The following is a 3,799-nucleotide window of genomic DNA, read 5'->3' on the forward strand; positions in this document are numbered from 1 at the left end:
TCAAACTCTTCCCGAAAAGTGCCACTGGCGAGATAGTTGAGAAGCAGAGATTTGTCCGGTGTGTAGCTAGAAAACCCAAAGCCTTTCCACCCTAAATTCACCGTTTTTCTTAACCCCAGCTAACGCCGCATTAAGGTGTGAGCAACGCCACCACGAAACCTAACCATACCACCGTAAACACAAAACCCAACGATGAAATGAAAAATGCCAAGCGTTGGGAATCACTCTTAAATGCTTTGTTATAACGAAGCTTCTTAGTGCGCTTGTGGCTTAACTAACCCGTTTACTGAACCTTTTTATGTTTAACGAAGGTAACAACCAAAGCCACTAACGCCAGTAGCTGAAAAAGCCAAAATAAAGGAATGAACCCAAATGGCTCAACTAAGAAGCCATTCTCATCTACGTACGAACCGATGGTGTTATAAGCAATTAAACACAAAATACCGCTGATACAGAAAAGAACGCTTATTTTATACTTACGAAGAAATTTCATCGGAGCCTCAATATTTGAATATCTAACAATGTTAGACATTTTGTAAGAGTACATGGTTCACCCCAATAATCATGATTGGACAGACAAGTTATAACGCCCTGTTAAGGGGTGAGCAACGCAATACCGAAGCCGCCGCATACCGCCTTAATCACTTAAACCAACGCATAGTGAAAATGCCACGCGTTGCGAATCCCTCTTAAACAGTTTGTTATGTTGTTATTGCCAACCAGAGGTTTTGAATTGTTGCGGTATCCAGCTTTATCAAAGTAAGAACTATAGCTGTAGAACCTAGAAAATAAGGTCCCCATAGATCAAGGTTTTCTCTATATTTCAATAATGCTTCCAAACGGTACCTCAATTCATAAGAATAAAGCACTAGAAAGTTCCATCGAGTCCACTTTTCATTGTATCGGTTTAATGAAACGTCCTCATCTAACAACTCGCTACCTTCTTCGTTATGGTATTCCTTTTGGTAGACAATTTTACGTCTCAAAAAGCCGTCAGTTTCGTACTTAGCGTCTTGTAGACCCGGTTCATCACCACCAAAAAGATCAATACCGTCTCCAAGCAACCCTGATATCTCCTCGGTGTGGTGGTTAAATCTAAATATTTTATAGTCAGACATCATTCTTTCAGCCATGAGTTTGAATAGCTCTTGATGATATTCATGTGCATAGCTGTAATAACGAATCATCAAGATGACGACAGCCAAGAGCAAAAATATGCTTAGCCCACCTTGGTTGGTAAACTCAATTTTAAAGATAAATGTATTCGCTTCTTTAAAGACAGCACCAGTAAATTGTATCGCAAGAAGTAACAACGACAGTGTGACCAGTATTCTACGCTTGGAAACTAATCCAGTATTACTATCTAGCCTTTCTCTAAATGCTTGTAATGATTCATTATTCATTGTTTTCTCTGTACTTCATTTAACAACATAACGCCGCATTAAGGTGTGAGCAACGCTACTACAAAACCTAAGCATAGCGCCGTAAACACTGAACCCAACGATGGAATGAAAAATGCCATGCGTTGGGAATCACTCTTAAATGCTTTGTTAGCTTTATTTTTTGTCGTCACTTTTTGGTGGCTTCACTTTGGGCATAACATTTTTTGTATTTGTAGGAGGTAACTGCCTATTTAAAGCGGCATCTCTTTCATGGTCAGTAACAGGACGTCGATTTCTGTTTTCATTGTCATTACTCATTATGATCTCCGGTATTGTAGGTGGATGTAAAATACAGTTCAGCTTCACTCTCAGCTTGCTTAAGTGCTTTTTTGTTTCGAGGAAGAGTTAGGTTACCTAAACATTTTTTCTCGGCAGCCAATGACTTTTCGCGTAGTTCTGCCCATTTAGTATGAATATCGTGCTCAGTCCATTGACCTTCAGCAACATAGTACCAATCTCGTTCAGCAACCAACGACAACTTCGCTATCGAATCACCCAAAGAATTCAACGCATCTAAGCGCTTTTTGTAAGGAAGAATTGGTTTTACAGCTGTAATTACTTGAGATATAGCGATAATCACTCCCCAAACAAATGCATAATCTTTCCAAATTGCCCACGCCGCAATACTAGTAGATGACGTAATTGCTAATATGATATTCAACGTCTGTTCTTTTCTACTTTGCTCGATTGCAAAGTTTTGAATGTACAACGAATGAGTTTTAAGTTCTTTTAACAAGTTCCAATATTTCTGTTGATACAACGAATATCTCCTATAAAGCTAACGCCCAATTAAGGTGTGAGCCACGCTAGCACGACACTCAATTTGAACACCGTAAACACTAAACCAAATCCAAACCAAAAATGCCAAGCGTGGGGAATCACTCTTAAATTGTTTGTTATATTTTTGATGCCGCCATCAGTAAACAGTAGTTTTTTACGCTTTCACAATGCTCACCCATCCAGTATGCAAATGGGGTACTTCGGTGCCAATTTAGATCAACCAAGCTATTGTGAATGGTACTATCTGGAGTACTAAGTGAACCATGTGCCACAACTTGCTCTGGTACATTGTTTAGTCCACACCACCATTCAGGCATCGAACGTTTCCACTTTGTCTCAAGCCAAACATCAGATAAAGCAACTACGTATTCACTTTCGAAACCGGTAACCCCATTGTCATTAAGGAACTGTTTGTCTCGATGATGTAGACGCTCAATATCGTTTATAATTTCTTGTTTTTTCTTTGTGTGAGATAAACGTTTTGCCTCAATGAAAAAAACAGCTTTGTGCTTAGGAGAAAAAACAAAACCATCAATGTGCTGCTTTTTCTCAACCCAAGGAAACTCAAGCCATGATACAGCTCGATCATCATCGAGACATTTCACTAGGGCATTTACGTAGATATGAACTTGGTTAGCTTCTGTGAAACCAGTACTCCCTCGCGCTGGATAAAAGTTTGTTAGCGTTCGGGTGTAAGTCGCGACCATTTCATCAAATGATCTAGAAATTATTTGTTCCATCGAAACCTCAGAAAAATATAACGCCGCATTAAGTGGTGAGCAACGCTAAACACCAATGCTTCGACAAACCACTTAAAACGCAAAAACTGAATTTACACTAAAACCGCCAAGCGTTGCGAATCCGTCTTAAATGCTTTGTTATGCAAATTCAATAAGATAAACCAGAAGTTACACCAAATTTGATTAAGAAAACAATCAAAATATTGGTTAAGTGAATCAAGAATCAGCCAAAGCCTGAACCGTGATAAATAAACCGCCAAAACAAAGTCCACCTTTCAACGACAAACCAAGCTTTTGAATGAAACAAAATCACCGAGCAAGACTTTCAGCAAATGCGAAATGACCGATTAACTTGCCCTTTCCACACTTTGCACCCGCTAAACTGACAACGCGCCAACACTAAAACCAATTGAGGCAAACAAAGAAATTTGCCTGTTTTACGGTTTGAGTTAACCAAGAGTTTGAGGGTAAAAATGCTCATTTTCCGACAACACAAAACGAATGGCCGGAGAAATCCCAAAAGATTGAACCCCTAAATTTACCTGAGTTGCATAACGCCGCATTAAGTGGTGAGCGACGCTAAACACCAATGCTTCGACAAACCACTTAAAACGAAAAAACTGAATTTACACTAAAACCGCCAAGCGTTGCGAATCCGTCTTAAATGCTTTGTTATACGCGTGCTTCCGACCAAACTGCGAACTCATTACCACTTGGCTCAATGAAGTGGAAACGACAGCCACCAGGAAACTCAAATATCGGGCGAGAGATTTCACCACCATTTTGAATAACTTTAGCCAATGTAGACTCTATATCTGCGCTGTAGAAGACCAAAAG

General features: G+C 39.6%; 4 protein-coding genes and 1 pseudogene. All 5 read right to left on the reverse strand.

Going from position 1 to position 3,799, the window contains the following annotated elements:
• Positions 1-283 precede the first annotated feature (283 nt).
• Entirely contained in the window at positions 284-493 is a 210-nt protein-coding gene (locus tag EYW48_RS20495; protein ID WP_089184051.1) for a DUF3955 domain-containing protein, read from the reverse strand.
• Between the two features lie 208 nt (positions 494-701).
• On the reverse strand, positions 702-1,403 hold the full coding sequence (locus EYW48_RS20505) for a hypothetical protein (protein WP_277432976.1): 702 nt from the start codon (positions 1,401-1,403) through the stop codon (positions 702-704).
• 289 nt (positions 1,404-1,692) lie between these two features.
• Positions 1,693-2,202, reverse strand: a complete 510-nt coding sequence (locus tag EYW48_RS20510) for a hypothetical protein (protein WP_277432975.1) — start codon at positions 2,200-2,202, stop codon at positions 1,693-1,695.
• A 136-nt stretch (positions 2,203-2,338) separates the two neighbouring features.
• Positions 2,339-2,962 carry a hypothetical protein gene (locus tag EYW48_RS20515; RefSeq protein WP_026000403.1) on the reverse strand — a complete coding sequence of 208 codons (624 nt, stop codon included), beginning with the start codon at positions 2,960-2,962 and terminating at the stop codon, positions 2,339-2,341.
• Between the two features lie 672 nt (positions 2,963-3,634).
• Positions 3,635-3,799, reverse strand: a pseudogene (locus EYW48_RS20520) (VOC family protein); the annotation flags it as partial.

The organism is Vibrio sp. 1180_3, from assembly GCF_029478545.1.
In the GTDB taxonomy this organism is placed as follows: Bacteria; Pseudomonadota; Gammaproteobacteria; order Enterobacterales; family Vibrionaceae; genus Vibrio; species Vibrio aestuarianus.

What these genes read in the sequence shown, in the direction of transcription:
- EYW48_RS20495 (WP_089184051.1), bottom strand. Translation starts at nt 493, where the DNA reads ATGAAATTTCTTCGTAAGTATAAAATAAGCGTTCTTTTCTGTATCAGC.
- EYW48_RS20505 (WP_277432976.1), bottom strand. Translation starts at nt 1,403, where the DNA reads ATGAATAATGAATCATTACAAGCATTTAGAGAAAGGCTAGATAGTAAT.
- EYW48_RS20515 (WP_026000403.1), bottom strand. Translation starts at nt 2,962, where the DNA reads ATGGAACAAATAATTTCTAGATCATTTGATGAAATGGTCGCGACTTAC.